The sequence below is a fragment of the Vibrio sp. E150_011 genome, from assembly GCF_053544015.1.
This window is the reverse complement of sequence record NZ_JBHFOL010000006.1, coordinates 147,275-173,655: the sequence shown is the minus strand read 5'-3', so window position 1 is coordinate 173,655 and position 26,381 is coordinate 147,275. Positions and strand designations below refer to the sequence as shown.

The 26,381-nt window shown below is 44.5% G+C and carries 19 protein-coding genes and 4 tRNA genes; 10 read left to right on the top strand and 13 right to left on the bottom strand.

From position 1 onward, the window contains the following. Positions 1-14: 14 nt before the first annotated feature. Both ACE1OE_RS12015 and tdh read left to right on the top strand, forming a co-directional pair. Complete coding sequence (locus tag ACE1OE_RS12015) at positions 15-1,208, top strand: glycine C-acetyltransferase (RefSeq protein ID WP_102468493.1); 1,194 nt, start codon at positions 15-17, stop codon at positions 1,206-1,208. A gap of 111 nt (positions 1,209-1,319) precedes the next feature. Then, positions 1,320-2,351 (top strand): L-threonine 3-dehydrogenase, encoded by a 1,032-nt coding sequence (gene tdh, locus ACE1OE_RS12010; RefSeq protein WP_102468494.1) that lies wholly within the window; start codon positions 1,320-1,322, stop codon positions 2,349-2,351. A gap of 530 nt (positions 2,352-2,881) precedes the next feature. On the opposite strand, the gene ACE1OE_RS12005 is transcribed toward tdh, so the two are convergent. The 4 genes from ACE1OE_RS12005 to ACE1OE_RS11990 form a co-directional block, all read right to left on the bottom strand. Then, a complete protein-coding gene (locus tag ACE1OE_RS12005) occupies positions 2,882-6,004 on the bottom strand; it encodes an efflux RND transporter permease subunit (RefSeq protein ID WP_449211199.1) in 3,123 nt (1,040 codons plus the stop codon). A gap of 9 nt (positions 6,005-6,013) precedes the next feature. Next, positions 6,014-7,174 carry an efflux RND transporter periplasmic adaptor subunit gene (locus ACE1OE_RS12000; RefSeq protein WP_449211198.1) on the bottom strand — a complete coding sequence of 387 codons (1,161 nt, stop codon included), beginning with the start codon at positions 7,172-7,174 and terminating at the stop codon, positions 6,014-6,016. 284 nt (positions 7,175-7,458) lie between these two features. Continuing rightward, positions 7,459-10,827 (bottom strand): thrombospondin type 3 repeat-containing protein, encoded by a 3,369-nt coding sequence (locus ACE1OE_RS11995; RefSeq protein ID WP_449211197.1) that lies wholly within the window; start codon positions 10,825-10,827, stop codon positions 7,459-7,461. Positions 10,828-11,044: 217 nt separating this feature from the next. Next, positions 11,045-12,247 carry a helix-turn-helix transcriptional regulator gene (locus ACE1OE_RS11990; RefSeq protein ID WP_449211196.1) on the bottom strand — a complete coding sequence of 401 codons (1,203 nt, stop codon included), beginning with the start codon at positions 12,245-12,247 and terminating at the stop codon, positions 11,045-11,047. 228 nt (positions 12,248-12,475) lie between these two features. Here ACE1OE_RS11990 and ACE1OE_RS11985 point away from each other — a divergent pair, with 228 nt between their 5' ends. Continuing rightward, entirely contained in the window at positions 12,476-13,291 is an 816-nt protein-coding gene (locus ACE1OE_RS11985; protein ID WP_449211195.1) for an alpha/beta fold hydrolase, read from the top strand. Positions 13,292-13,584: 293 nt separating this feature from the next. Here the strand turns inward: ACE1OE_RS11985 and ltaE are convergent, their stop codons facing one another. Together ltaE and ACE1OE_RS11975 are read right to left on the bottom strand one after the other, a co-directional pair. After that, positions 13,585-14,589 (bottom strand): low-specificity L-threonine aldolase, encoded by a 1,005-nt coding sequence (ltaE, locus tag ACE1OE_RS11980; protein ID WP_449211194.1) that lies wholly within the window; start codon positions 14,587-14,589, stop codon positions 13,585-13,587. 10 nt (positions 14,590-14,599) lie between these two features. Further along, complete coding sequence (locus ACE1OE_RS11975) at positions 14,600-15,118, bottom strand: NUDIX hydrolase (protein ID WP_449211193.1); 519 nt, start codon at positions 15,116-15,118, stop codon at positions 14,600-14,602. A gap of 224 nt (positions 15,119-15,342) precedes the next feature. On the opposite strand from ACE1OE_RS11975, the gene ACE1OE_RS11970 reads away from it, so the two are divergent. The 7 genes from ACE1OE_RS11970 (at position 15,343) to ACE1OE_RS11940 (ending at position 20,998) form a co-directional block, all read left to right on the top strand. After that, positions 15,343-16,836, top strand: a complete 1,494-nt coding sequence (locus ACE1OE_RS11970) for a VWA domain-containing protein (protein WP_449211192.1) — start codon at positions 15,343-15,345, stop codon at positions 16,834-16,836. A 174-nt stretch (positions 16,837-17,010) separates the two neighbouring features. After that, positions 17,011-18,672, top strand: coding sequence for an ATPase RavA domain-containing protein (locus ACE1OE_RS11965; protein WP_449211191.1), 1,662 nt, complete (start codon positions 17,011-17,013; stop codon positions 18,670-18,672). Between the two features lie 23 nt (positions 18,673-18,695). Then, the gene (gene viaA, locus ACE1OE_RS11960; protein ID WP_449211190.1) at positions 18,696-20,141 is read left to right on the top strand and encodes an ATPase RavA stimulator ViaA; all 1,446 of its coding nucleotides are present in this window, start codon (positions 18,696-18,698) and stop codon (positions 20,139-20,141) included. A 344-nt stretch (positions 20,142-20,485) separates the two neighbouring features. Beyond that, positions 20,486-20,559, top strand: a tRNA-Cys gene (locus tag ACE1OE_RS11955). A 37-nt stretch (positions 20,560-20,596) separates the two neighbouring features. Then, a tRNA-Gly gene (locus ACE1OE_RS11950) sits at positions 20,597-20,672 on the top strand. Between the two features lie 97 nt (positions 20,673-20,769). Continuing rightward, a tRNA-Leu gene (locus ACE1OE_RS11945) sits at positions 20,770-20,856 on the top strand. A gap of 68 nt (positions 20,857-20,924) precedes the next feature. After that, positions 20,925-20,998 (top strand) — tRNA-Cys (locus ACE1OE_RS11940). A 278-nt stretch (positions 20,999-21,276) separates the two neighbouring features. On the opposite strand, the gene ureG is transcribed toward ACE1OE_RS11940, so the two are convergent. The 7 genes from ureG to ureA all read right to left on the bottom strand — a co-directional run bounded on the left by ureG (position 21,277) and on the right by ureA (position 26,348). Then, a complete protein-coding gene (ureG, locus tag ACE1OE_RS11935) occupies positions 21,277-21,903 on the bottom strand; it encodes an urease accessory protein UreG (protein ID WP_102468502.1) in 627 nt (208 codons plus the stop codon). 10 nt (positions 21,904-21,913) lie between these two features. Then, positions 21,914-22,642, bottom strand: coding sequence for an urease accessory protein UreF (locus ACE1OE_RS11930; protein WP_449211257.1), 729 nt, complete (start codon positions 22,640-22,642; stop codon positions 21,914-21,916). 47 nt (positions 22,643-22,689) lie between these two features. Then, on the bottom strand, positions 22,690-23,319 hold the full coding sequence (locus ACE1OE_RS11925; RefSeq protein ID WP_102468504.1) for a HupE/UreJ family protein: 630 nt from the start codon (positions 23,317-23,319) through the stop codon (positions 22,690-22,692). Between the two features lie 121 nt (positions 23,320-23,440). Further along, the gene (ureE, locus tag ACE1OE_RS11920) at positions 23,441-23,896 is read right to left on the bottom strand and encodes an urease accessory protein UreE (protein ID WP_102468505.1); all 456 of its coding nucleotides are present in this window, start codon (positions 23,894-23,896) and stop codon (positions 23,441-23,443) included. A gap of 13 nt (positions 23,897-23,909) precedes the next feature. After that, positions 23,910-25,613: an urease subunit alpha gene (ureC, locus tag ACE1OE_RS11915; RefSeq protein ID WP_449211189.1), complete on the bottom strand. Its 1,704-nt coding sequence runs from the start codon at positions 25,611-25,613 to the stop codon at positions 23,910-23,912. A gap of 86 nt (positions 25,614-25,699) precedes the next feature. After that, a complete protein-coding gene (locus tag ACE1OE_RS11910; RefSeq protein WP_449211188.1) occupies positions 25,700-26,035 on the bottom strand; it encodes an urease subunit beta in 336 nt (111 codons plus the stop codon). 10 nt (positions 26,036-26,045) lie between these two features. After that, positions 26,046-26,348 (bottom strand): urease subunit gamma, encoded by a 303-nt coding sequence (ureA, locus tag ACE1OE_RS11905; RefSeq protein ID WP_102468508.1) that lies wholly within the window; start codon positions 26,346-26,348, stop codon positions 26,046-26,048. Positions 26,349-26,381: the final 33 nt, after the last annotated feature.

The window sequence follows — 26,381 nt, the reverse complement described above, 5'->3', positions numbered from 1 at the left end:
AAAAGGAATCTAAGATGTCTTCTGCATTCTACCAGCAAATCCAAGATCAAATTGAAGAAGTAAAAAACGAAGGGCTGTACAAGTCAGAGCGTATTATTACTTCTCAACAAAAAGCAGCGGTTAAGATCTCTAGCGGTGAAGAAGTCCTTAACTTTTGTGCAAACAACTATTTAGGTCTTGCTAATCACCCTGAACTTATCAAAGCCGGTCAGGTCGGTATGGATGAGCATGGTTTTGGTATGGCATCTGTACGTTTTATTTGTGGTACTCAAGATATTCATAAAGAACTAGAACAAAAGCTCTCTACGTTCTTGGGCAAAGAAGACACGATTCTTTATACGTCATGTTTTGACGCCAACACGGGTTTGTTTGAAACCATTTTAAGTAAAGAAGATGCAATCATCTCTGATGCTTTGAACCATGCCTCAATTATTGATGGCGTACGTTTGTGTAAAGCAATGCGTTTCCGCTACTCAAACAACAATATGGCTGAGCTTGAGCAGCAATTAATTGCGGCCAAAGAAGCGGGCGCTCGTCATACTCTTATCGTAACAGACGGTGTGTTCTCGATGGATGGTGTGGTTGCCAACCTTCCTGCTATATGCGATTTAGCCGATAAGTATGGCGCATTGGTCATGGTTGATGACTCTCACGCGGTTGGCTTTATGGGCAAATCTGGCGCGGGCACTCATGAATATCATGATGTGGTTGACCGCATCGATATCATCACAGGTACATTGGGTAAAGCAATGGGTGGTGCATCAGGCGGTTATACTTCAGGTAAAAAAGAAGTCATTGACTGGTTGCGTCAACGCTCACGTCCATACTTGTTCTCAAACTCGGTTGCGCCAGCCATTGTTAATGCATCCATTCGCGTTCTAGACTTACTAGAAGAAAGTGGTGATTTGCGTGACCATTTATGGGCGAATGCTGCGCATTTCCGTACACGTATGGAAGGGGCAGGGTTCACTATGGGCGGCGCTGATCACGCTATCATCCCAATTATGTTGGGTGATGCAAAAGTGGCAGCAGAATTTGCAGAGCGCGCTCTAGAAAAAGGTATCTACGTGGTTGGTTTCTCTTTCCCTGTTGTACCAAAAGGGCAAGCACGTATTCGTACACAAATGTCTGCGGGACACTCACGTGAGCAACTTGATCGCGCGATTGATGTCTTTATCGAAGTCGGCAAAGACATGTCCATTATTTAGACGCTGTATAAGCAATAAGCGTCAATGAATGAGCATCAAAATGATGCTCATTTGATATTAAGAATTGATATTTTTACGTGCTGATTAGCCGTAGGAATCATAGGTAAACCGATGAAAATTAAAGCGCTATCAAAACTCAAACCTGAAGAAGGCATTTGGATGACCGAGGTTGAAAAACCTGAAATGGGTCATAATGATCTTCTTATTCGCATCAAGAAAACAGCGATTTGTGGTACTGATGTTCACATTTACAACTGGGATGAATGGTCTCAAAATACGATTCCTGTTCCTATGGTTGTGGGTCATGAATACGTTGGTGAAGTGGTTGGCATTGGCCAAGAAGTGCGCGGATTTGAGATCGGTGACCGTGTTTCTGGCGAAGGTCACATTACCTGTGGTCACTGTCGTAACTGTCGTGGCGGACGTACGCACCTTTGTCGCAATACGACAGGTGTTGGTGTTAACCGTACCGGTGCGTTCTCTGAATTCCTAGTGATCCCAGCGTTTAACGCATTTAAAATTCCAGCTGAAATCTCTGATGATTTGGCTTCGATTTTTGACCCGTTTGGAAACGCAGTGCACACAGCACTATCGTTTGATCTAGTTGGCGAAGACGTACTTATTACAGGTGCAGGCCCGATAGGTATCATGGCTGCGGCGGTAGCAAAACACGTTGGCGCTCGTCATGTTGTGATTACTGACGTCAATGAATACCGCTTAGATCTTGCTAAGAAGATGGGCGTAACGCGCGCTGTTAACGTGATGGAAGAGAAGCTAGAAGATGTCATGTCTGAACTTGGTATGACGGAAGGCTTCGATGTTGGTTTAGAAATGTCGGGTAATCCTTCCGCGTTTAACAGCATGCTGACCAACATGAACCATGGCGGTAAGATCTCGCTTCTAGGTATTCCACCGTCAGACATGGCAGTAGACTGGAACCAAGTTATCTTTAAAGGTTTAGTTATTAAAGGTATCTACGGTCGCGAAATGTTTGAAACGTGGTACAAGATGGCGTCTTTGATTCAATCTGGCCTAGATCTATCACCAATCATCACTCATCACTTTAAAGTCGATGACTTCCAAGCCGGCTTCGATGCTATGCGCAGCGGACTTTCTGGCAAGGTTATTCTTGATTGGGAATAGTAACAAACAAGGTTAAATTGATAAAAAGCGATAGGTAAAACTATCGCTTTTTTTGTGCCTAGGGTTTCTATCTAGGCGATACATGACTGGTAATGGGCCATTATTCCGGTATTCATTATCAATAGTGCGTTCATCCATCTTTAATCCTGTTCCAGTCCCCATTTCAGCGAACCTTGGTTTTGACTTATCCTGCCTTTCTTCTAATTACATAGACGTATAACGCTCAAATGCTATTGCCTCTCCTTTGCGTGAGATTGTTTCAAACAAGTATAACAATGCGCCCAATTAAAAAGGCGTACCGTTTATTTGATGTTAAATACTGTTACTCGATTCTATTGCAACGGGTGTGATTGAGACGCTGAATACCAAATTAAGAAAATAATATACGACGGTTAACCTAACGAACAACGGCGACAAGCATTGATTCGACGAGTCATAAAAAAGCCCCCCAATAGTTGGAAACCAATTATTGGAGGGCTTTTTATCACCCGATTGTTCGGGACAGCGATGTGTTTTTAACTATGTTATGTCTACACAGCGTCAGTTTTTTTCGCTTTAAATTTCTCTCGCATGGATTGAAGCATGACGTAAAAGACGGGCACCAAACAGGTTCCGACAATAGTCGCCGCGATCATGCCACCCATCACCGCGTAGCCTAATGAGACTCGGCTTGCCGCGCCAGCTCCGGTAGCAATAACTAACGGAATAACCCCTAAAATAAAGGAGAATGCTGTCATCAGTACTGCCCTAAACCTCAATCGAGCGGCTTTGACAGCGGCATCGGTGATGCTCATGCCACCTTCACGAAGCTGCTTAGCAAATTCGACAATCAATATGGCGTTTTTACAAGCGAGGCCTATTAGTAGTACCAAGCCGATCTGGGTATACAAGTTAATATCGGAGCCCATAATCCAGATATAGACAAAGGCACCTAAGATGGCAACAGGAACCGCAAGCATGACCGAAATAGGGACCGTCCAGCTTTCATATTGAGCCACTAAGAACAAATAGGTAAAAATAAGTGCCAAACTGAAAATGAACGGCGCTAGATTTCCCGCTTTCAATTCTTGATAAGTTTGCCCTGACCATTCATACGTATAACCATTCGGGAAAGTATTGTCTGCAATGCGTTTTACGGCATCGATAGCCTGCCCTGAGCTGTAACCTGGGGCAGGGAAGGCGTTAACCTTAACCGCACCATATAGGTTAAATTGGTTAATGTACTCAGGACCAAGTTTAGGCTCAATGGTCACGAGTGTGTTGAGGGGCACCATGACATCATCTTTATTTCGAATGTAAAAACGCGCGATGTCGAGTTCAGAATCTCGGTATTCTGTTTCGGCTTGCATATTGACCCTAAACACCTTACCAAAGCGATTGAAGTCATTAACGTACATGGAACCGAGCATGGTTTGTAGCGTAGTGAAAATACTACTAAGTTGTACGCCTTGTACCTTTGCTTTTTGCCTATCAACATCCACAAATAATTGTGGTACGTCTGCTTGGTAAGTACTAAATGCCGCGGTCAGTTCAGGTTCAGTCGTTGCTTGGATCGACGTTGCCCGCATGACACCCGCGAGGTCTGCCGGAGAACGACCCAGAGTATCTTGAATGTAGAACTCCACACCGGATACGGTTCCCACACCGGGAAGTGCTGGTAAGGAGAAACCGACGGCTTGAGCCTCACTGTATCGAGCTAATACGCCATTGGCTCGTTGTACAATTTGAGATTCGACCAGAGACGGATCTTGACGCTCGTCCCAATGAGATAGAATGACCACCATCAAACCAGCATTCGATGACACTGCGCCCGAAATGATGGAGTAACCACTGGCCGAAATAACGTTAGTGACACCCTCAATTTTATTGAGGTCGTCGACCATTTTCGTGATGACTTCTTTGGTCCGGTTAATGGACGCACCATTTGGCAATTGTACGTCAACGAAGAATGCTTTTTTGTCTTCTGTCGGTACGAAGCCTGACGGCAATGAAGTGGCTAGCATGCCGGTGGCACCGATAAGTAGGGCATAGACGACCCCAACCAGCATCAGTTTACGAACCATACCGGACACGAAGCCTGTGTACTTAGTGGTTGCACGATCAAACACCTTGTTGAATTTAGCGTGAAAGCCTTTTTCATGAACTTTAGGTGGTTTAAGCAGCGACGCACAAAGGGCAGGGCTCAATGTTAATGCATTGATTGAGGAAATAAGAACGGCGATACAAATGGTAATGGAAAACTGCGCATACATTTGCCCAGTAATGCCAGGCATGACCGCTGTCGGTGCGAATACAGCAAGCAGTACAAGTGTGGTTGCAACAACCGGACCTGTTACTTCCTGCATTGATTTGGTCGTGGCATCAACGGCATTTAGCCCTTCATCTTCCATTAATCGGGTGGTGTTTTCGACCACGACAATGGCATCATCAACCACAATACCGATTGCCAAGATCAGTGCGAACAGAGACACGGTGTTTATGCTCATTCCTGTGGCTAACAAAAAGGCAAAAGTACCGATGAGTGAAACGGGAATTGCAATGGCGGGAACGAGGGTTTGCCGGAAGTCTTGAAGGAATATATACACCACTAAAATAACCAATGTGACTGCTATTAGCAGGGTTTCGATCATTTCATCAATGGAGGTCTCTACGAACTGAGTGGTGTCATAGAGGATTTTATATTCCATGTCTTCTGGAAATTGGTTCTCGAGGCGAGACAACTCTTCATGCACACCTTTAGCGACTTCTAAGGCGTTTGCACCACTGGCTTGGTAGATAAACAATAGCGCAGAGGCTTTGTTGTCCAGCATAGCTTCCGCGTCATAACTTGCAGCACCAAGTTCAATACGCGAAATATCCTTGAGATAAACAGCGCTTCCGTCTTCATTTGAACGAATGATGATCTCTTCAAATTCCTCTGGATGGCTCAGTCGACCTTTGGTGGAAAGCGTATATTGAAATTGTTGGTCTCGCGGCACTGGGGCAGCACCGATACGGCCGGCAGCGACTTGGATATTTTGCTCTTGGATGGATCCAATCGCATCCTCGACCGTCACACCAAGGCTTGCCATGCGATCTGGGTTTAACCAAATACGCATTGAATAATCCATGCCACCGATAATGCTAACTTTGGACACGCCATTTACACGGGCAAGGTTGTCCTTAATATTGATGCCCATATAGTTGTTAAGAAAGAGATTATCTAAAGACTCATTAGGAGAAACAAGGTTAAGCATCATCAAGATGTTAGGATCTTGTTTTTCTACTTTTACACCATTTCGTTGAACTTCAGAAGGTAACCGGGGCATGGCTTGCTGGACCCGGTTCTGAACGTTGACCTGAGCCATGTCCACGTTACTGCCAACTTCAAATGTAACACTTAAATTGTAACTACCGTCATTTGCCCCCTTTGATTCCATATAAATCATGTTTTCAACGCCGTTAACCTCAGCCTCAATGACTTTGGCAACGGTATCGGCAACGACCTCAGCGCTCGCACCTGGATATGAGGTGGTGACAGAGACCATCGGGGGTGAGATGTTTGGAAACTCAGCGACGGGCAAAACGGGAATGGATAACAAACCTGCTAGCGTTAATACGATAGAAATGACGAACGCGAATTTGGGCCGATGAATAAAAAACTTACTAATCATAGCGATTCCTTATTTATCTTCTGAAAATGGCTGAATAGTATCCATATCATGCTCGACTTCAGATCCGATACGCGCTTTCTGTAAACCTTCTGTGATGAGGAGTTCGCCTTTTTCAATACCGCTTTCTACCTCCCAGTCGATGCCGTAACGTTTACCTAAAACCACGTTTTTCCGTTTGACGATACTTTCGTTATTGACGGTTAATACGTAACGTCCTTGTTGGTCTTCCTGAACGGCACGTTGAGGAATCAATACGACTTTCTCGATGGCAGGGGCTTGGATAATGGCCGTCACATACAGCCCAGGGACAATAACGTGCTCTGTGTTCGGGAATTCAGCACGCACTGCTAGCGTTCCTGTACCGCCATCTACTCGATTATCAATGAAGTCGATAATACCTTCTTCACCAAAGACGGAACCATCTGGGAAGCGAATTTTGATCGGTAGGTCTTCTATTTTGTAGTCAGAAGTTGACGATTTGTGCGCGCGTTGTGCGTTGATAATGACTTTTTCTGGAAGCTGGAAATTCACCCAGATTGGTTCCACTTGAACAAGATTCACTAGCTCGGTTTGATCAGGAATGATTAAGTCACCCATGAAGACTTCAGCGCGTCCGATACGACCACTGAAAGGGGCGTATATTTTGGTGTAACCTAATTCAAGTTTTGCATTATCTAATTCGGCATTGGCGCTTTGTAATGCCGCTGCATTTTGAAGCTTAGTAGAGAGTAGATTGTCATAATCAGATTGGCTGATATATTTGTCTTTAATCAATCCTTCACCACGCTTGAAGTTGCGCACCGAGGTGTTATAAGCCGCTTTGGATTGTGCTACCAATGCTTTAGATGCTTTGAGAGCCGCTTCGTATTGTTCAGGGTCGATTTCAAATAGGACATCGCCTTTCTCGACATTACTGCCTTCTTCAAAGAAAGTGTGCAGTAAATTACCACGAACCTTTGATTTAATTTGAATATCTTGACTTGCTTCGGTACGGCCAACAAATTCCTCACTAGGCGTAATTTCTTTAACAACGACCTCGAGAACTTTAACCTTTGGAATGACTGTGTTTTCAGCTGAAGGCTGAGTGTCGCAGCCCATTAAAAAAGTGAGGGGAATGAGAGTAACGGCAAACCCGGCTACAATGCGTTTGGCTTTTGGAAAGTAAAGCATAAACAATCCTTGTTTAGTGAAAATGACAAATTGATTATTAAAGTTTATATTATGATTTAAATAAAACTGGATAAATGTAGGAAATAATCCATATTTGTTAACGACTTGCTGAAAATGAGAGGTTCATCAAGTATGGCAACAATGTGTGCATACCCAATAAAGCGAGAGCATGACTCCCCGGACGATTGACTCATGATAGTAGCAGATAAGAAAAAGCCCCCAATAATTGGTGTCCAACTATTGGGGGGCAGTTCATATTGGGGCTTTTTTATGTTGATTGGGTATTAGTCATCAAAAGGATAGTCACTCACATTCGCTTCTTTGTATCTTACGGTCCAAGTAGCGATGGCACCGGTACTTGCATCAATCACATTAGCGCTTGACCAGCCAGTATATTGTTCGAATGTTTTTATCAGCAACGACTCAGATACTACATCAACAGATGCAAAGGTTATTCGATAGGTTTCAGTATCATTCATAATAGTGACCCTGTAGCGTATGTCGTTATTATCTTCAAGGAGTTGCCATGAACCACGAAGCCAAGTGCCATCATCATTTACTAGGGCGTCACCCGATTGACCAGATGCATCGGCCATCTTAAATACGATCGTATCGTCTTCACCATCGCGACGTTCCAGAACAAGTACGCGTTCATTGTTAGTCAAATGTTCTGCAACTCTTGGCGTGTAAACTCGACTGTCAAAGTTCTGTGTGTTGATACAGGCACTAATCTGATCGTCAAATTGTGAGTACGACGACGTTGATGTAGGGCCATTGTCGCCCCATGTATCGTCAGAATTGATAGTACATTCACTAGAAGCGTCAATTTGATCAATCTTATAGAGCCAAGCCCGATCATCGCCATCCCAATAATCCGCCACCAAATAACCATCATCACTTTCTGCCAAGAATGCCATTTTAAATTCGACGAACCCATCAGACTGGGATGAGACATCCAAAATGGAATCTTCGCTTAAAGCCCAATTGAATTGGCCGTCCCACACGCCATCATAAATGGCGTTAAGTGTGCCGTCATCGGACATGACGAAGACACTACTCGCGTTGCCGTCGTCCCAACTGTCAGCAAGAATAAGCGTGTTGATGTCACTAGCCAACAGATCAAGTTTGGCGCTCGCTCGGCACTCTCGATAAGCTTCGACAGAAGACTCAAATTGCTCGTAATCACTAATGGATTCATCGCTGAATATACACAATTCATTGTTCGCTTTGAGTTGCATTTCTTTGGACCAAATTTCTTGGATGACGACGCCATTTTCAGACCATGTGTCGTAAAATTTGAAAGAGCCTAGTACTTCATGTTGATCAACAAGCGCCCAGGTCCACTCAGCGCCGTCGTCGTAAGTTATAGTGACCAAGTTGTTATTAAGCACCCAAGTCACTTGATAGGTATCGGCGAGATCCTCATCTTTAACTACAGTAGCGCTGCCATCATCGTTGAAGAAGTATTCTCGACTGCTTCCGTTACTTCTAGTTCGGTAAAAGCTATTGTCGACTAAGAAGCTGGTTGTGATTGGTAACATACCGCCACAGCTTTCAACAGCAGACAGATAGTTTGCGTAAGTCGCGGAGTCTGTGTTTTGAAGAGTACATTCAAATTCGGGCCGTAAGCTGGCTTGGTAGTCGTCAAGTGCTGTTTCATTAACAAAAGTCACATTCGATGCGATCACACCGTCGTCAATGTGGTTATCTTTCCAACCAATATGAACGCTATTATTGTAATCCGAAAGAATGAGCGTAGGTTGTTCAGGTTGATTGTCCCCCATATGATTAAGGATTATTTTAGGGAGTGTGAACTCGATAATGTCCGCGCCGTGGACCGTGACTTTCTTCCATGTGGATGTAATCGGTTGGGACGCATTATTGACGAGAAGACGCGCTGTGGTCGGAGCGTTAATCTCATAGTAAAAGGCTAAGTTTTCGGTGTCGGTTTCGACGAACTCCATGAACGTATCATCGGAGATGAACACCCCTTTAATCGACGGCAAAAATAATGATGTATCAGAAGAGATTGAAGTAGACACGCTTTGTGAACTGATGACATCAGCCGTAGAAGCATGAAAGCTTCCTATTTGTGAGGTCGCTTGGTCAGTGAGCCAATAGTTGACGGCTTGAGTTACCATTGAAAAGTTTATGGCTTCTGCACCTTCAGAAAAGAGAAGGTTAGTATTTCCGTGAGGCCAGTAAGTATCAATGGTCGATATTGGTTTTCCACTAAGTGACACTACCGAACCAAAAGCCGTATAGCTTGCGTGAGAATCGTGATCTGACCCTACCGTTACAACCCAGTTAATACCGTCAAAAATGAGCGAAGCATCGACTCCAACTTCAACCCAGCCGCTTTCAACCAATAGGATATCGGATTGACTATCGGATAAAACCTGCCAAGTTCCTACACCGTCGTCGCTGTAATCGAAGTATTCAGATTGACTGAAGCTGGCGGTCGGGCTGCCATCCACCACATCTAGATCAAACGCTTCACGATCCAATTCAGGGTCATCAAAGTCATGGTTTCCCCAAAGCGAGTACGCGACACTATTAGACTCGAAAAAAGCGCGTAATTTCGTGTTTTCATTAGTACTAACTGTCGGGTCGAACGGCGCGGCGTCGGCGATATCAAGTACGCCGTCATTGTCATCGTCTTTATCGGCATAGTCACCGATGCCATCACCATCGTTGTCTTTGCTTTCAAGAGGGTCATATGGCATGACATCTTCGTCATTACTGATCCCATCGCCATCAATGTCAGGGTCCATGTTATCGCCAATACCGTCTCCATCAATATCATCCCAAGAGGTGACATAACCTTCAGGCCTGGCATCCGCATCGACAAAATGGTCAATTGCGTCTGGAATCCCGTCACTGTCAGAATCGTCATCGACATGGCTGTCTGCTATTTCAAGTGACCCATCGCCGCCAACAATGACAAGGTTTCTTGCAGAATCAAATTCAGTGGACGCTACGATGGTGCTGAGTTGAGACAGCCTATCTTCCACACTATGATCCGATGCTTCTTGCATTAAATTTTGGCTCAATTGCTCAGTGGTTGTTGGAAGAACTTTAGCGGAAACGATGATCCGTGCCATTTGTTGTGTGGTTTCGGAACCGTCTTCATAGAAATCGCCTAATAGCTTGTCTTCATCAATACCAAGACTTGTTGCCACTTGCTGTTTAGCGGACTCTAGGGTGTCGCCATTATTAACTTTGACATGAACAAGGGTGGAAAAGGGAGTGACTGCAGTTTGGCCAGCGGGCGCCGACATGATGTAATCTTCAGTTACAGGAGTGCTGCTACTGCCATTACCGTCTCCGATATCGACGGTTTTACCGCGAATGGCCCTGACGATTACGGGGTATCGGCTTGCGTCAATGATGGGGCTACCATTGTGATCTGTTACCCCTTCAAGGCTCAATATAGCATCACCAAGGCCTGATGTTTCTGCGCTTGGCTCTCCGGTGTTGAATTGGCCATCTGCGTTTAAGTCCAACCAGACGAACGCTCCGTTGAGGTAGCCATCGATTGCTTTAACATTATAATTTGATGCGTTACTCGTGGTTCCATCGTCATCACTACCGCCACACGCGGAGAGCACTGACACGATTGAGAGTGCCAGTGCAGAATGTATATGTTTCATATGTAAGCCTCACTTCCATTGTTGTTGATACCTAGTCCAATCTGACGTTGTTATGCGTCGTTATCAATTTCGGCAGGTCGCCATTGATAGCGATTCGTACCCTGTTGACGTCGTTGTTTGTTTATTCGTAGTCACAATCGAACTATGTTGTTTGATTTGTGACGTGCTTGTACTAATAAACGTAGAAATGGAAAAGGAAGCAAATTGAAGGGGCGCTTTACCCCCAGTTGGGGGGGGAGGTAAGGTTAGATGTTGTGATGATCATCACAATAAGCTCGGCTTGTTTTCTCGTGCCAGTTTTAGAATAGATTGATTTCAAATAGTCTTTGATCGTATGAGGAGAACGGTTGAGTTGGCGAGCCATTTCCTGTCGGGTGTATCCGCGAACGGTGTATTCGCATACTTTAATTTCCATCTCATTCAGTTGGTAGAGTTGGTTGAGTAAAGCTGGATTTAGTTGAACTGGTTGGTTTTTTTCTATGAGAAATACCATCGCTCCCTGAGTTGATAGGTTAGCTAACACAGGAGTAAACACTAAAACGCCATTGTCAGCTCCGGATTGATCATGAAGTGTCATTATCTGGAAACCATGATGTTCGGTATAGTTCATGGTTACGGCTCGTAATAAATTAATCGTAAATTGGCGAGAATGCTCGGGGTTATCAAAAGTCATTCGATCATCGGACAAATGGATGCCATCGAGTCGTGCGATTTGTTTTCTTGCCTGAGTGTTATGGTGAATAAGCTCCCCACGAGAGCCAAATATTAAGCTCGCTTGAGGGAGGAGTTCGAGGGCATTTTCCCAGTTATTATTATTCTCGGATTCAGTATGTTTTTTATAAAGAAGGTAGGCTTGTTTAATGTGCGGCATTAAATTGTCGAGGATCAAAACATCGTGCTGGCTGAACGTCCCGTGACGCGTTTGTCTATGAGCGAGAATACAGGCGATACTATCGGCATCTCGATGGATAAGAGCGCCGCACGCATCACTAAAATTATGTGAGTCAAACCATTTTTCGGCTTCAGAAATGGCCCCATGACGTTGCGCTAGTGGCGTACGACCAATATCGGTTTGTAATGAATAAAAGCGGCTCATTGGGCTACTCTGAATATAGTCGAGAACATAATCGACTGAGCCGAGGTTTTTATCAACGTGTTCGAGTAAAGCAGGGACTTTAGGGCCTGACATCCATGCCGAATAGACTTCCGATGTCGCCGTTTTAGCAAAATACATAATGATGTCGGCAAGCTCAAATTGAGATACCATTTTATCGAGAAACGGTTGAAAACCTGTAGGGGATAAGCTTGAGGCATAGAGTAGTTCGAGAAGTTCGCTAAAATCGACGATGATTTTCTTCGAACTGTTGTCGATCTCGACATTGTTATTATCGTGGTCGATCTTAACAGAATTGCTGGGCACGGACTCTTCCATGAGGAACTTTCTCTAATGATTGATTTGTTATTAGCTAAGGTGTAACTATAGGATGTATTTTTTATTATGAAAGCACACACCCTTCCTGCGGGGAAAGATATCAAGGCTGGTGGGCATAACCTACTGATTTTATGTCCATGCCTTTTTGGGGGATAGGAAAATTAAAAAATCTGTAATAGCGTCTTACTTATCTTTTAATGAAAGTAGCCGTAAGATATGCCAACACATACTGAAAATAACGCGCAGTCACTAACGCAATATTATGATTGCCATGGGAGTGGCAAGCCCATGGTGATGATTCATGGGTCATATGCGACGACATCTACTTGGAAACAAATGCTTTCTCTGGTTTCAGGTGAGTACCGTTGTATTTTAATAAAACTTCCTGGACATTGTGGTACTCCTGATCCAACAGATTTTGACACTGTTAGCGTAGAAACAGAGTTAAGTATTATAGAGGCTATCATTGACAAGGAATGTGCCGAACCTGTGCACCTTGTTGGGCACTCTTATGGCGGTGTTGTTGCTTTAGCGCTTGCCCTAAAAAGGCGGGTGAAATTATCTCAGTTGAGCTTGTTCGAACCTGTTGCAACGTGGGTATTAGATCTCCAACAAGATCTATCAGCGTTAACTATTGTGGATGAGTTTTTGAATACTTACCGCCGTGCAATCGAATCTAACGTTACGAATGCTTGCGGGCTTGTTATAGATTTTTGGGGCGGAGGGTATCATTTTGGTAATTTTCCGGAATCGGTTAAGGCGATGATGGCACAACTGCAAGACAACAATGTACGCCACTGGAAAATATGTACTAGCGTAGACTTTGTTAAATCTGATTTGAAAACAATGACGGTTCCTACCACGATCGTGTTTGGCTCTCAGTCTAACGCGATCGCTAAAGCCATTGCAGTGCACCTGTATGAGTTACTCCCTTGCTCATCGTTGCATGAGATAAAAGGGGCAAGTCATGGCCTCGTTGCAACTCATGCTAAACAATGTGCGAACGTAATAACGAAACCTTGTCTAAGCTAAAGGGTTGGAGCTGAGTTCACTGAGCGGTGAATGACGCGAATATGTACCGAGGACCAATTGATCGTTCTACACATGAACGGTGGTCGCGATAAGCGTTATAGCTGTAGTAACCATAGTTGTAATAAATGCTGTAGTTACAATAAGCATTATAAATATTGGCTCATAGAAGGCATAATCTTCGTTAAGAAAGGCAGCAGGGCACCCCTTGAGGCCTGATTTATCTTGTTGATAATTGAAGCGTTAAGACAAAAAAGTTAACGATGCTTAACGCTTCATTTTAGATTGAAATATGGCTAGACAAGCGTGGTTAATTTGCTGAGCAATACATCGATATCATTGGATGAGATATCTTTGTGCGTGACAAACCGAATTGGATTACTTGGCGTGATAGTGATGCCGTCTTTTGCCAGCGTATCTGCAATAGCGTCAATATCAACGGTATCGCATAGTTTAGCAAATACAATATTGGTTTCTACGAAGTCCGCGTTGACACTAAAACCATTTATATCATTGAGGCCATAAGCGAGCTTTTTAGCGTTGGCATGATCAACGCGTAATTGTTCAACCTGTTCCGTCAGCGCCAGTTTACCCGCCGCCGCTAAAATTCCAGCCTGACGCATACCGCCGCCAACCATCTTACGCAGCCTTCTTGCGCGTTGAATGAATGCTTTATCTCCAAGGAGTAACGAACCAATAGGAGCAGCCAACCCTTTTGAAAGACAAATAGTCATTGAGTCAAAATGTTGTGCAATTTCTTTAACATCAACGTTAAGCGCCACCGCCGCGTTATAGACACGAGCACCGTCGAGGTGGAGATTGAGTTTGTGCTCATCAACAAACCGACGGGCATCGGCCAAATAAGAAAGTGGTAGAACCTTGCCATTGATCGTATTTTCTAAGCTCAGTAACGTGGTACGTGCGAAATGATTGTCGTCCGGTTTAATGGCCGCTTTCAGCTTGGCAAAATCGAGAGTGCCGTCTGGATTGTTCTCGATAGGTTGAGGCTGAATAGATCCTAATACTGCAGCGCCACCAGCCTCATATTTATAATTATGGGCTTGCTGACCACATAAGTATTCATCGCCACGTTGGCAGTGTGCCATTAAACCCAGTAGGTTTGCTTGGGTACCGGACGTAGTAAACATAGCGGCTTCAAAGCCATGTCGCTCTGCGGCCCACAACTCGAGGTCATTGACGGTGGGGTCATCTCCATAGACGTCGTCGCCAACAGGGGCGTTAGCCATGGCAGCACGCATAGCTTGAGTAGGCTGGGTCACGGTGTCCGAGCGAAAATCCATTGAAACTCTCCTAAAGGTATCCACATAATATAGCTTTACTTAAACAAGCTATCGTTTTGGCATCAGTGATGCAACCATCAATTATTTTTTGTTGTAGTTCTAAGCGTGACATTGTCATAACTTCAATAACTTCATCGTCATCACACGGAAGGTCGGTGTTTGAAAACAAGCCCTTTGCGACATATAGGTGTTGTATCTCGTCACAAAAACCAGCCAATGGCGTGACTTGGCCTAGTGAATACAACTCGCTTGCTTGAAAACCCGTTTCTTCAATCAGCTCTCGATGGGCGCATTCATAGGACGTTTCATTTTCTTCGAGTGTACCGGCGGGGAGTTCAAGTAACCATTTCTTCAACGACGGCCTGTATTGATTGATCAGTAAGACATCCCCGCTAGCGGTGATGGGCAGAATTACTGCGGCGCCAGGGTGTTTAATGGTCGTGTGAGTGATGATTTTTTGATTGGGTAACTCGATATCTTCTTCAATTAGCGAGATTGATTTCCATTGATGAATAGTCCGATTCGCCATAATTGGGGCCCGTTGATGTATAAGCTAATAGCTTAGGAGTTAGAGACGGATGATATCAATGCAATAAACCATAATGTGGCGCAAAAGTCGATGGAGTGTTGTGTCAGGCTCACGTCAGCTTATGATCGAAAATGGAATCTAGGATTTCTGATCTATTATAGTGCTCGAAATTTAGGTATATCAGTAAATCTGTGTATTTATTAATGTTTTATTGCAGGTGAGTAATGCTTGGAGCGGACGGTCTTAATCTTGCCATGATGGTTGCGGAATCAGGAATAGTCGATTCAGCGGTAAGAGATATCATGCATCAAACGGATTTGTTGGCACTAGGAAGTGACGAGGGAATTAAACAAAGTGTCACCGCGACAATGACCAAATGGACCAAAACCGTCAGACGAAAGCTTGTCACAAAACAGGCCGCTGATTCATTGCAAGACGAGCTCAATCTTTATCAGCGAGTGGTTTATCTCACAGACCAAGAGTTCCATCAAGAGTTCGGCGTTCTGATTCAAAATTTTCCCGTCGATTCCGCTTTTTTTGATCAAGCACATTCGCTCGCCGCTAATAGCAATGAATATCCTGCTTCTCTTTTCTCTCGCCAGTTCTGTAAGTTGTGGTACGACAGTCTAAAAAATAGCGTTGAAGAGAAACAACAAGCCACCCTTGATGAACAAAAGTCTAAATTCCTTAAGCAGCTTTATCAAAAAATCGACACGCTTAAAGATATGGAACATCTACAGCGCGACGGGGATGAGGGCAAACTGGGGCGACTGTGGGATCTTGCTGGTTCTGAGTTGACTAAGCAAGATTGGAAACACATTGAACGCACCGCCGATTACCTAGCAAAGCATTCAGATCTCAAGGCCATTGCCGATAAGCTTGGTCGAATGGCAGAAGAGGTAGATGCGCCTGAGTTAACCAAGGTGCGTTGCAAAGAAAATATCGTGGTAGAGGAGAAAAGTGAATTCGCAACCGACGATATAGTGGGTATCCACGAAAGCAATGACATAAACCGTTTGCTCCCTAACGAAACAATGTACTTAGCCGATCCAGAGTTGGAAACAATATTTTATCAGCACTTAGTTGAGCAACGATTATTAACGTATAAAGCCGAAGGCAAACATAGGACGATTCGTGAACTGCAAGTGCCAACGAATGCGAATGGCAAGGTAGATAAAGAGAAAGGCCCAATGGTGATTGCGATAGATGCCTCTGGTTCTATGCAAGGTGCTCCAGAGAAGTCGGCTAAGGCTATTGCGTACTCATTAATGAAAATGGCAGCGCAACAACAGCGGGAATGTCATGTTATTCTTTTTTCATCAACCTTTATCACATACGATCTCACGGGAGTGAGTGGTTTAAAAGAAGCGTGTGATTTTTTGTCGTATACCTTTAAAGGTGGAACTGATTTATCTCAGGTTCTAAATCACGCCGTTGATATTATGCAGGGTGAGCGTTACAAAAACGCCGACCTTTTAGTTATTTCTGACTTTATTACGCCAAGACAGGATGAAAATACGGTCGACAAAGTGTCGTCCCTAAAAGGGCAATACAATCGTTTTCACTCCTTATGTCTATCGAAATACGGCAACCCCGATGTACTCGACTTATTCGATAGCCAGTGGCGATATCATCCAAGTTTAATGGGGCAGTTTGTCAAACACCCTTCACTGAAGTTAAATAAAGCGAAACAAGTGTTGTCTCATACTTTCGGCTAATAAGCAGGAAAGTCGAACGCACAAGTTTTTGTGTAAACATCAATAAAATCAGCTTGATAAATTTCTGAGAGCGTTCATGCTTATCATGGGACGTTGATGAAATGTCTTGTAACATAATAATAACAAATGTATAAATTTAATAATGCGTCCTAATTTGTGCTCAGAGGTAAAGGCATGATCAAACCCACCGTTGTTTCCCATGCTGACAGAGCGTTAAGGTCAGAAAGAATTACCAAGCTTGCTGCTGCACTCTCTGATGGTGTTTATGAACGAGAAGAGACCATAAAACTGTGCCTGCTTGCTGCATTAGCAGGTGAAAGTGTCTTCCTTCTTGGTCCTCCGGGGATTGCAAAAAGCTTGATTGCCAAACGCCTTATTCAAGCTTTCGATAACAGTAGTTATTTTGAATATCTAATGACTCGATTCTCAACGCCAGAAGAAGTCTTCGGGCCACTTAGTATTCAAGAACTTAAAGATAATGGTCGCTATGTTCGACTGACAAAAGGTTACCTTCCTACTGCCCAAGTCGTGTTCTTAGATGAAATCTGGAAAGCAGGTCCGGCAATTCTCAATACGCTCCTTACTGTAGTGAATGAAAAAACCTTTAAAAATGGTAGTGATATTGAGCGGGTCCCTATGCGCCTGCTCGTGTCGGCGTCGAATGAACTGCCTGATGAAGATAGTGGCTTAGATGCTCTTTACGATCGAATGCTAGTGCGGGTTTTTGTTAACCGTATTCAGAACAAACAAAATTTCAAATCAATGTTAACTGTGGGTACCTCGCAAGAAGCGAAAATTCCTGAAGGATTAGCGATCACTGATGATGAATACCATCAATGGCAAAGCGATTTGGAAACAGTTGAACTCAGCGATGACGTTTTTGAAAAACTCTACCAGCTAAAAGAGTTACTAGAATCTGCCTCTAACGATAACCGTTCGCGCTTGTCTGAATCCGATCTCTATGTCTCAGACCGTCGTTGGAAAAAAGCGGTGAAACTGCTTAAAGCGAGTGCGTTTTTTAACGGAAGAGACAGCGTGAATCCGTTAGATTTGTTACTGCTTCAAGATTGTCTTTGGAACAGCCCTGAATCAAGAGAAATCGTTAACAGTGTCGTACATGACTTTGCACTCAATTATGCGTTTGATCAGCAAGAGGTCTTCCAACAAATTGAAGACGGCAAAGAGACGCTTACCGATCTTCAAGAAGAGATTGAAGCGGAATACGCGATGCCATTGTCACTAGAAAGTAGCACTGGTTTACGACGCAAGGATGTTTACCAATATGATACGTCGAATGCCAAGTCATACAAAGTAGGACCCGCGACAGACTTAGTGAAATTGGTGTTATTACGAAGCAACCTTTCAGTATCCGAAAGTGAAAAGGGCGATAGCCGTTGGGTTTATATTCCACGTGACGAACTCAACCGCACCATTAAAGAAGGGGGAGGGGATGTTTATGGTTACGTGAATCAAAATACTCACCTATGTCGATTAAAACTCGACCTCGATGCGGCGAATAACCTCGTGATTAAAGATATCGCCAACCGCTCTGTACCACTGACACTAGTGACGAAACAAGGCGTTGATGAAACATTACATATCGAATGGGAAACACAAGCTGCACGAGTATTGGCGCAATTAAATCACACGGAACATCACTTGCGATCGGTACGTTCTAAGTTTCATGGCGCGCTACCTCATAATTTTATTGACCAAATGGTTCCAACGGAAATGGAAGTCAGCATACAAACGGTGACTAAGACGTTAGAGACAACCAGCGCAGAAAGTGCCAAAGCGATTGCTAGGGTAAAAAGTCTACGATCATTTTTTGAGTAAAACCGTAACCATCGGGAGACAGGATGTTAGGAGCAGATGGCTTAAATTTAGCCTTGATGATTGCTGATTCAGGGATCGTTGATAGTGCGGTTAACGACCTTATGGCTCGCTCACAGGTCACGGCGCTAACGGAGAATCGAGGCGTCCGACGTTCTGTTAAAGGTCATTTATTGAAATGGCGAGGCTCGGTGAAAAAGCGCATGACTCGTGTTTGTGAAACCGAACGGTTTCAGCATGAATTAGCGTTATACCAAGAAGTGATCCATTGGGATGAAGCGACGTTTTTCGCTCAAATTCACGATGTGACCAAAAAACTCGAATGGCACTCTGCTTTTTATTTACAAGCGAAACGCTTGCTAGATAAAAACAACCAGCATCATAACCCCATGTTTCCCCGTTACTTTTGTGACCTTTGGTACAAGAGCTTATCAGATGCGATCAAACAGGCAGAAATGACCGAGCTCGAAGCCAGTAAAGAAAAGTTTCTCACCGACCTTTACCAACGCATGGAAACCATGAAAAACATGGATACCGTTGCGGAGCAGGGTGACGAAGCCGCGTTGGGACGTCTATGGGATATGGCGGCCGCTAAGCTAACCAAAACCGATCTCAAGGTTATGCATAACCATGCTGAGTTCCTTAAAAAGAATAAAGGTCTGCAAGACATTGCTGAGCAGTTAGGTCGAATGGCTAACGAACAAGATGATCCTGAACTCAATAAATCACCAACTGAATCTTTAGAGATGGTGGAAGAAGAAAGTGATGAAGCGACTGATGACATTGTCGGGATCCACGAATCAGACGACCTGAATAAACTACTACCGAACGAAACCATGTTCCTAGCTTATCCTGAATTGGAAGTGGTGTTTTATAAACACTTAGCCGATAAGCGGTTAATGAATTATAAAATGCAGGGGAAATCGAGGACATTAAAGAAAGTACGAGCCACGCAGCCTGATAACAGCGAAATAGAGATTGATAAAGGCCCATTTATCGTCTGTGTGGATGCGTCAGGCTCAATGAGTGGTTTCCCTGAGCAATGCGCGAAAGCGATGGCGTATGCATTGATGCAAATCGCCTTGGCTGAATCAAGAGAATGCTATGTCATTCTTTTTTCAACGCAACATATTACTTATGAACTGACGAAACAAGACGGTTTACGGGAAGCGGCCGACTTCCTCAGTTATTCATTCCATGGTGGTACCGACTTAGAGCCGGTATTAACCCAGTCCATTGATCTGATGTTGTCTGATACCTACAAGAATGCTGACCTCGTTGTGATCTCTGATTTCATTGCTCCAGAACAATCACCAGACCTGGTGGGAAAGATAACCGAACTCAAGAACAAAAAGAATCGTTTCCATGCTATTAGCCTGTCTAAATACGGCAACCCTTCCTTGATGGGTATGTTTGACCACTGCTGGTCTTATCATCCTAACCTCGTAGGGCGACTGATGAAAAAATGGTGAGGGGACGATTTTTGAAAGTTAGCAGGCTCCTATTTGCATCACTGGTGGGTTAAATACCGTTTCTTTTTAAACGTATGAACCGATTTATGTGTACTTTTTTATACTCACAGTCCGTGCTGAGATCAGAATCTACCGCTTCAATGAGCGATTCTCGTAGAGTGGTTTTTGCACGAACTGAGGGTTAGATAATCGCTTTGTACGGAAAGTCAGCAAGTGGACAACTTATTTCATTTTTTTGTTTGACTAATACCGCTCAATCCGTAAAGTATGCATCTCACACGGAGACACTCTCTCATTAACGTGTTGAAATTAAACATATTGAAGACAATTATGTTTAAACTAAAGGCGCCTTGGCAGAGTGGCTATGCAGCGGATTGCAAATCCGTGGACCTCGGTTCGACTCCGGGAGGCGCCTCCATTCTCTTTCTCAGTTTATGAGTCAGAAGAATGCAAATGCGATACTAGCTCAGTTGGTAGAGCGCAACCTTGCCAAGGTTGAGGTCATCGGTTCGAACCCGATGTATCGCTCCAAATTAAAATCTTATGGCGAAAGCGATGAGACACAGATGGTGTTTAACCACTCTTTATTGAAAGAGTACATTGGTTGGCGCATCGCAAGACATTGCGTGCCCTGGTGGTGGAATTGGTAGACACAAGGGATTTAAAATCCCTCGACGTTCGCGTTGTGCCGGTTCAAGTCCGGCCCGGGGCACCATCTATTTTGATAGACATTCTATCGCTAGAATGACATCAAAAGAGTTGTTCTCTTTAAACACTACTGAAGGCGCCTTGGCAGAGTGGCTATGCAGCGGATTGCAAATCCGTGGACCTCGGTTCGACTCCGGGAGGCGCCTCCATTCAATTTTCTCTCACTCTATATCTTCCTACTAATCCCGCTTAGAATTTCCAGCAACAGCTCTCGCTCCTAGTGATGATCTATACGTATCCCCATAATCAGTCTACTGTGAAAAACGATCACTTGAGTCTATGTTTTTGAACACCTTCGTACAGACCATTTTTATAGGTATTGACGCAAAGGCATCGATATTTGTTTGCTTTGATTCTAATGTGGGATAGACGAAAAAAGATGCGGCTAGTAGGCCACATCTTGTAGTGAGGGTTTATAGTAAAACGCTTATACGGACTTAAACTCAAGCATTCCTTCGGTAAGAATGAAATCGATAATAAAATCTAGGCCAATACTTTCTTTAAGGTTCGTAAAAATATAGGGTTTTGTTGGCCGCATTCTTTGTGTGTCGCTTTCCATCACCTCCAACGAGGCCCCTACGTAAGGCGCCAAATCGATCTTGTTAATCACGAGGAGATCTGACCGTGTAATACCTGGGCCGCCTTTTCTTGGGATTTTCTCTCCTTCAGCGACATCGATAACATAGATGGTCAAATCTGCCAGCTCAGGACTGAAAGTAGCACTTAGGTTGTCACCACCACTTTCGACAAAAACGACATCGAGGTTTTTGTGTTTTTGTGCTAACTCTTCAACGGCAGCAAGGTTCATTGAAGCATCCTCACGAATTGCAGTATGTGGGCATCCACCAGTCTCCACACCGATAATTCGATCTGGCGCTAATGCTTCAGCACGAGTAAGAATTTTTGCATCTTCTTGCGTGTAAATGTCGTTAGTGACGACTGCAATGTTCAGTTTGTCACGAATCGCTTTACATAGAACTTCTAACAGGGCTGTCTTACCTGATCCTACTGGACCGCCAATTCCAATGCGAAGTGGTTGTTTATAATCTTCCATAATATTCTCTTTACGACCTAAACAGTCGGGTATATTGGGTTTCGTGTCGACTACTAGCGATTGCGATGGAGGGCGTAAAGCTGCCAATCTCATCGTCTTGAACATCGAGTGCTGCCAATAAAGCTTGCGGAAACTGGTTGGATAATTCGATCAGCGATAGTTGACCAGCGGTTTGCCCTAATGGGATAAGTTTGACCCCAGCCATCACCATATTTTCCGCCCAACTCCATACATACCCTCGTTCTAACTCATGGAGAGGAATGCCCCACTCATGAGCGGCCAAACAAAATCCCAATAGCGAATTAGATCGATGATTGGTGTCTTGTCTGGCCTCATCTAGTAGCGATATTGATTTGAAATTAAGTTGCTTTAATAGTGTGTACAATGCCTTACCACGTTGAAGCTCTTCTGCGCGCAGCTCTTTGGTTTCGCGACATGAATATAAATACTCTGACCAATGCGCGATAGCTGACATATCGTTGTCAGCAACGGCGGCATACAGACGCTTCATTATGGGAAGCTCAAGTGTCACTATGCTGTAATTGAGCATCATAGTGAGCCAGTCCACCATTGAAGATTGGTTGTTCACCCATTCAGCCTCTACCGCCCATTCAAGTCCTTGAGAGTAGGTAAAACCCCCTATGGGAAGAGAAGGGCTAATAAGCTGGAACAGACGAAAGCTCGAAACTGAATCACCCGTATGGTTTGATTGATCACTTTGGGATCCGTGACGTGCCAATTGGTCATGGTGTTTTAAGGCATTGTTCACAATCGTTACCTTATTGCTTAAAGCAGAGAAATAGCAACGGAGGTTGACGCAACGCCAATCGCAGCCCATTTGTGCGTCAGTAGTAAACTGGTTTTTCGCCCTAGCTGCATCAAAATAAACGCTGAGATAAGCATGCCAATTGAAAATTGCGTAATGGAACCAGACGCTTCAACACCATGCGCAAAACCATGGAAAAAAATCAAAGCAATGGATGCGAGAGTGAGGCATTTTGTTAGGGTCTCTCTGGCGGAAAAGACATTCCAAAGACCAAAGGCTACGACAAAGAGCGACCCAATAATCAGAGTTTCGACACCGGCTATTTCACCCATCAAGCGCCCACCCACGAGCCCGATTAATAAGCTGCCAAGTGCCGCCATGATAAGCTTGAGGTGAAGAGGTTTTGATGGCTGTTTAGATTGCACAAACCCGACTAATAACCCAAAACCAATCAGAACCACCAGATGGTCAAGACCGGTCACTGGGTGCGTTACGCCCGAAAGGAAAGCATTCATTGCTGAATCATGGTGGTGTCCCACGTGTGCAAAACTTGGTGCGCTAAATAGTGCGGAAAGAGACAAGGTTGAAAGTGATAGTGTTCTAACGGAGGCTTTGGAAACCTGAACTGACGGTAAGCGAAATGATGACATAAAACGATTCCTTGTTGATTATATTTATCGGTGCGTCAATGAGTTGCGATTAAGTTTAGAGTGATTGTTGATTGTTGATTGTTGATTGCTGATTGTTAGGGCGGTATAACGCGCTAGAAACTTAATGGTGGTGATGTCCGCCACCAGAGCTCCCTCCATAAGCACCACCTTCAGGTTCAAAAGGCTCGATTTCACTTGTAACTTCCGCTCCGAGGCCGACCACCATTTCATCAAGTACGTGATCATGCTGATAGCGTACCCAACCCGTGTGAACTTGAAGTGGGACGTGTCTATTACCTAAATGGTAAGCGACGCGAGTGAGGAGCAAAGCATCGTCGCAGTACACCGTAGAAACGCTTTCTGACGCCGCTTTAACTTCAATCGTTAAGCCACACTTACTGCGCAGTACTTCCCCATGACGAAGAATGTGGCCACGAGGAAGAAATAGACCAGCAGCACGCCCATCATCTAATGTGACTTTAAGTCTACTTTTAATCCGGCTGTCTATCGGTAAGCTAAGGCTACCATCGGTTTGAGTGTGTGAGCTTCGAGAGGCAAGCTCCATTAGTTCGATCATGAAAACTCCTGATTTAGAATAAAAAATATCGTTGTGCCATTGGTAGCTCAACGGCTGGCTCACAAGTCAGTAATTCACCGTTCGCCTTGACTTGATAGGTTTGTGAATCGACCTCAATTTTTGGTTGCCAGTCGTTCAGCTTCATATCTTTTTTAGAAATGTTTCGACAATGTTTACTCACACCAATAAGACTGCCTAACCCAAGCTGCTTGTCGACACCATCTTTTTTCGCCTGCTCAGAGATGAATAGCATGGACGTTTTTTGAGATGCCTTACCGTAGCTACCAAACATGGATCGGTAATGCACGGGCTGTGGGGTAGGGATTGACGCGTTAGGGTCGCCCATTGGTGCCATTGCAATCATTCCGCCTTTGATAATTGAACTCGGCTTAACACCAAAAAACGCGGGCTTCCACAGCACGAGGTCAGCAAGCTTTCCAACCTCAATGGATCCAATCTCGTGACTCATACCATGAGTAATTGCTGGGTTAATGGTGTATTTGGCGACGTATCGTTTTAATCTGAAGTTGTCACTAAAGTCAGTGTCTTCCTTTAAATGACCACGTTGAACCTTCATTTTGTGAGCGGTTTGCCATGTACGAGTGATGACTTCACCGACTCGGCCCATCGCTTGTGAGTCAGAGGCAATCATTGAGAATGCGCCGAGATCATGAAGGATATCCTCAGCAGCGATGGTTTCTCTACGGATACGTGATTCCGCAAAGGCAACATCTTCAGCAATTGATGGTGAAAGATGATGACAGACCATTAGCATATCCAGGTGTTCATCAACGGTGTTGACGGTATAAGGTCTGGTTGGATTCGTTGAAGAGGGGAGTATATTGGCTTCCCCACAAGCGCGAATGATATCAGGAGCGTGTCCACCACCAGCGCCTTCGGTATGGTAAGTGTGTATAACACGGTCGCCAATGGCCCCAAGTGTCGACTCTACAAAGCCAGACTCGTTAAGGGTATCGGTGTGAATCGCGACTTGAACATCCATCTCATCAGCAACGGTTAAGCAGGTGTCGATAGAAGCGGGTGTGGTCCCCCAATCTTCATGGAGTTTAAGTCCAATGGCACCAGCTGCCACTTGCTCGCGAAGTGCTTCGGGTTGACTTGCATTTCCTTTTCCAAGTAATCCAAAGTTCATTGGAAATTGATCAAGAGATTCCAGCATACGATGGATGTTCCAAGGACCGGGCGTGCATGTGGTCGCGTTGGTTCCAGTGGCTGGTCCGGTGCCGCCGCCTATCATGGTGGTCACGCCAGACGCCAAGGCTTCTTCAATTTGTTGTGGGCAGATAAAATGAATATGAGAATCAACGCCACCTGCGGTTAATATCGATCCTTCACCTGCGATTATTTCAGTTCCCGGGCCGATAATGATATCGACACCCGTCTGTATGTCAGGGTTACCAGCTTTACCAATGGCGGCAATGCGGCCATCTTTGATGCCAACATCTGCTTTTACGATACCCCAGTAATCCAATACGACGGCGTTGGTAATCACTAAATCCGGGGTTTCTGCGCTAGGTCGCTGGCTCTGTCCCATGCCGTCCCGTATTACTTTTCCACCACCGAACTTCACTTCATCGCCGTAGGTCGTGAAATCTTTTTCTATTTCTAACCACAACTCTGTATCAGCGAGTCGTAAACGGTCGCCAACTGTTGGGCCAAACATCTCCGCGTACGCTTGTCTAGAAATACTCGCCATAACCTGTCCTTGTTATTGTTTTCATTATTATTTTGCTAATTATGTGTTTGTATAAAACCTGGGTGTTCAAAGTAAAGTGCTGTCGACTAAAGCAAACCCATGACCTTACCTTGAAAACCGTATACCTCACGTTTGCCACCAAACTCGACAAGTTCTATCGTACGAGACTGTCCAGGCTCAAAACGAGTCGCCGTGCCTGCAGGTATGTTTAGGCGAAAACCTTTACTCGAAATGCGGTCGAATTCTAGCGCTTCATTGACCTCGTAGAAGTGATAGTGAGAACCGATTTGAATGGGTCTATCACCGAGGTTTTTTACAGAAACCGTCAGCGTTTGTTTACCAGGGTTCAATTCAATGCTGCCGCTCGCGGCTTGTAATTCACCGGGAATAAAAGCACTGGTTTGTTTCGCAATATTTGTCATGAATTAAGCCCTAAACAATGGGTTCGTGGACGGTGACGAGTTTGGTGCCATCCGGGAAGGTGGCTTCAACTTGTATATCTGGGATCATAGAGGGAATACCATCCATTACGTCATTAGCGCTTAGAATGGTTCGTCCGTAACCCATCAAGTCCGAGACACTTTTTCCTTCTCTAGCGCCTTCGAGAATCTCACTACTTATCAAGGCGATCGATTCAGGGTAATTGAGTTTAATTCCCCTTTCTTTGCGTTGCTTCGCTAGCATGCCGGCACAAAAAATAAGTAGCTTATCTTTTTCTCTTGGTGTTAATTCCATCTTGCTGTCCATGTCGTGGTGGATTGATCTGGC